The 5,018-nt window shown below is 51.2% G+C and carries 1 pseudogene; it reads left to right on the forward strand.

The features are described from left to right. Positions 1-930: 930 nt before the first annotated feature. Positions 931-5,018, forward strand: a pseudogene (locus tag K8089_RS15775) (hypothetical protein); the annotation flags it as partial.

Genomic DNA, 5,018 nt, shown 5'->3' on the forward strand with positions numbered 1-5,018 from the left:
AATGATGCGAACATATTGGGAGCGCAGGATCCCACGCAGTTTACGATAAAATACTACCAGACCTACCAAGACAGTTTTGACGACACCAATGAGATTTTGGGTGGCGTACACATTATAGTCCCCCCCTCGCCCCAGACAATTTATGCGCGTATTGAGGACAATAGCGGCAGTTGTTTTGATCTGACCGATTTTGAGATCTACTTCAGCCGTGCCATTGCGGGGATCGTACCCCCCACGGCCAACTATTGCGATGCCGATGGCGATGGCGGAGAGTTTGTGGACCTAGCCGTGGAGTTCAACTCCCTGATACTTGATGGCGAGCCATCTTCCCGATACTTCATTACCTACCACGGGAGCCAGGCCGATGCCGACACTGGAGCCAACCCGCACCCCAACCCCTATTTTGTGACCGCTCCGGGCGAGACCGTTTACATCCGTTTGGAGAACCGGCACGACGCCAGTTGTTTTGACAGCAGCCGCAGTGTCGATCTAATCATAGACAACCCACCGGCGGTCAACACTGCCCCGCCGAACCTTATAGAATGCGATGTAAACAACGACGGTTTTGCCGCCTTTGACCTGACCCAGCAAGATGCGGTCATTACCCTTGGCGATCCCACGTTAACGGTTACCTATCACGGTACGATGCTGGATGCTGAAAGTGGTGTATTGCCCTTGCCCAACCCCTATGTGAACGACCAGATCTATCTGGACGCCCCCATTACCGATCCCTTGGACCCCAACTATGGCACCGGTGGCGTATGGGCACGCGTTTCCAGCAGCACCAACAGCTGTACAGTAGTTGTACCCTTTGCCTTAGAGGTGCGCTTTTCGCCCGTAGGCACGGAACCGGCCGAACCCCTTCGCCTGTGCGATGACGCCGTGGCAGACGGTTTTACGTTCTTCGACCTTACGGTAGTTGCAGCAGAAGTGCTGGGCACCCTGGACCCAGCTGGCTTCGACCTTTACTATTACGAAAGCCTTGTTGACGCTACCCAAGCAGGCGACAATGCGATGAACGCCCCGGATTTCTCCCAGGCCATCCCCGACCCAACGAACTTTTTGAACAGCACCAACCCGCAGGACATCTACATCCTGATAGTAGGCAACGGCACGGGCACCATCCCCCCGAACCCGAACATCAGCGAAGGCTGTTACGACATAGTAACCCTGACCCTTATCGTAGACCCGCGCCCTGCGAACTTAGGCCCCTTTGAGATGGCACTCTGCGATGATGAACTGCAAGGGAGTACACTCGATGATGAAATATCCACCTTCGACCTTACCACCCAGGACATCCTGGTAACCGGAGGCGATCCCACTATTACGGTAGCGTGGTTTTTAAACCCTGCCGATGAGGCCGCGGGCATCCCGATCCCCAACCCAACGACCTTCCAAAACACGGCCACCCCACAAACGGTGATAGGCCGTGCAACCTCAGAGTTTGGATGTAACACCTTGGTTACCCTCACCCTTACGGTACTGCCCAACCCGAACCCAAATACAACCCCAGACCCATTGGAGCTTTGCGACGATGACGACGACGGAATTGTTGGCGGATGGGACCTGACCCTAGCCGATACCGATATTATAGCAGGAGAGCCGGACGTATCTGTAACCTATTATGAATTGGAAGCCGATGCCATAGCCGGTGTTGCAGGTACAGAAATTACGATGCCCTATACCAACACCACCCCCTTTAATCAGATTGTATATGCAAGAGTAGAGAAGGACGTACCCCCTTCCTCGGTAGGCTGTTTTACCATTGTGGAGCTCGAGTTAATAGTGGTCGCCCTTCCCGATATGCCCCTTATGCCACCCTTTGCAGACCCTTTTATAGGCTGTGATGAAAGTGGAAGCGGCACGGCCATTTTCGACCTGACCCTTCAGGACGACGGTGTGCTCGGCGTTCAAGACGCTGCGGACTTTTTACCTATTACCTATTATGAATCGGAAGCAGACGCAAACACCCCTGCCAATGCCATTCCCAACCCATCCACCTACATAAGTGCAGGCGGGGTGACCATTTGGGTGCGATTGGAGAGCCGCATTACCGGTTGTGCAAGAGTGACCCCTTTTGAACTGGAACTGGAACTCTTCCCAACAATAGGCACTGGAAACGACTTGACCAAATGCGACGATTTAATAAACGGCAGTACTGGGGACGATGGACTATCAACGTTCGACCTTACTGTGAACACGCCATTGATTACCCTTGGCGATCCAAATGTTACATTATTCTATTACGCCACGGCCGCAGACCAGGCAAGCAATACCCCAATTGCAAACCCTTCGGCCTATCAAAATATTATCAGCCCACAACAACGGATATTCGTAACTGTTTATAGCCAAAATGGTTGTAGAGCAACAAACAGCTTCCTGATTATTGTGGAACCTTTGCCGGTGGCTACTTCCCCGGGCACCTTTATCGCCTGCGATTCCAACAACGATGGCTTTGCGCAGTTCGACCTAAGCACCCAGACCCCGATCATTACGGGCGGGGACCCCAACCTTACGGTAACCTACCACGGTACTTTGACCGAGGCAGAGAACAACGGCATACAATTACCCAACCTTTACACCAACGACCAGATTTATCTAGACTTCCCAATTACCGACCCCGCTGATCCAGCTTACGGAACAGGAGGCGTTTGGGCACGTGTAACGTCCACGGCCAATGTGTGTAACCGCATAATCTCCTTTGCTCTGGAAGTACATACCTCCCCGGTAGCTACCGAGCCGGAACCCTTTAGGCAATGTGACGATGCCGTAGCCGATGGCTTTACAATTTTTGACCTTACCGAAGCAGCATCAGAGATATTGGGCACACTGGATCCAAACGGTTTTGACCTTTATTACTATGAAAACCTAGCCGATGCCCAACTGGCAGGAGACCTTGCGCTTACCGCGCCAGACTATTCCGCAGCCATCCAAAACGAAGCAGCCTATACCAACACCGCCAACCCCCAAGACATTTATGTACTGGTGGTAGGTAATGCCAACAGCAGCATCCCACCAAACCCGAATGGGGCAGAGGGCTGTTATGACATTGTTACCCTAACCTTAATTGTAGACCCAATTCCATTAGACCTCGGGCCTTTTGAGATGGTACTGTGCGATGACGAACTGCAGGGCAGTACCCCCACCGATGAGATCTCGACCTTCGATCTGACCACCCAGGATATCCTGGTAACCGGTGGCGATCTTACCTTGAGCGTACTGTGGTTCGAGACCCCTGCCGATGAAGCAGCGGGCATCCCAATCCCGGACCCAACGATGTACCAGAACTTCGCTACCCCACAAACGGTGATAGGAAGAATAACCTCGGAATTTGGCTGTACCAATACCATTACCCTAACACTAACAGTACTTCCAAACCCGAATGCAAACCCGAACCCAGAACCAATAATTATCTGTGATGATGACGATGACGGAATTGTAAGCACCTTCGATTTAACCGATCGCGATGTAGAAATATTAAATAACGAAACAGACGTTACCATTTTCTATTACGAAACCATGCAAGCGGCAATCGATGCAGTACCGGGAACCGAAATAACAAGCCCGTATACCAACATCGTGCCCTACAACCAGATTGTATTTGCGCGCGTTACCAACCAAGTACCGCCAGAGCAACTACCGTGTTATACTATTGTAGAATTAGAGCTTGTTGTAGTAGCCCTGCCCGATGCACCGGACGCTACCTTCCAAGACCCGCTCTTTGCCTGTGATGAAGACGGCGATGGCACGGCCATTTTCGACCTTACAATACAGAATGATGCAGTATATGGCATACAAGACCCTGCAGATTTTGAACCAATCACCTATTACGAAAGCCAGGCCGATGCAGACCTTGGCATCAATGAAATAAACCCCGCGGACGCCTTCCAAAGTGCTGGGCAGACCATTTGGGTACGCTTGGAGAGCCTTGGTACCGGATGTGCCAGAGTAAGCTCCTTCGAGATAGAAGTGGGCAGTTTCCCGGGAACCGGAACCGCAAACGACTTGGTATTGTGCGATGATGAAGAAAACGGCAGTACCAATGACGATGGAATCTCCACCTTCAACTTAACCTTGAACACCCCGGTGATTACCGGAGGCGACCCCACGTTAACGGTATACTACTACGCCTCGGAAGCTGATATGAACAACGATATCCGTATAGCAACCCCTTCGGCGTACCAAAACGTTATCAGCCCCCAACAAGAGATATTTGTAAGCATTGGCGGGCAGAACAGTTGTGATGCGAGCCTTAGCTTCTTTATAACCGTCAACCCGAACCCAGAACCCGTAGAGCCTACCCCACTGGTAGCCTGCGATGTGGACAACAACGGATTCTCGTCCTTTGATTTGGAAAGCAAGACGGCAGAGATACAGGGAGGAGACCCGACCCTAATAATCACCTACCACGAAAACCTATTGGATGCAAGAACAGGCGGCTTCCCATTGGCAAGTCCGTATGAGAATATAGTTGCCTTTAACCAGACGCTTTACGTACGTGCGGCCTACGACAGCCCACCAAATGGAACCGGATGTTACACCATTGTAACCTTGCAATTAATCGTAAGAGAATCTCCGGTAGTACCACAAGACCTACCAGATTTAGTAGCCTGTGACGACAGTGGTTTTGCGGAGTTCGATCTTACCCAACAAGAAGACCTAATTTATGGCAGCCAGTCTCCGGCAGACTATACCCTTACCTATCACCTAAACCAAGCAGATGCCAATACAGGTTTAAACTTTATTGTGCAGCCGGAAGCCTATACAAATATCAGCAACCCACAGACAATCTGGGTACGTTTGGACGACAACGCCACGGAGTGCTATGCAATAGGAAGCTTTGATTTGGTAGTGAATAACGGCCTTCCGATAACCGACCCTACACCATTAGAGCTATGTGATGATTTGGGAGAAGAAAACGATGGGATGACCACTTTTGACCTAACCCAGAAGAACGCTGAAATAACCAACGGCGTGCTTACCCAAGGCGTAACCTACTTTTTAACAGAGCAGGACGC

The organism is Aequorivita vitellina, from assembly GCF_022008365.1.
GTDB lineage: Bacteria > Bacteroidota > Bacteroidia > Flavobacteriales > Flavobacteriaceae > Aequorivita > Aequorivita vitellina.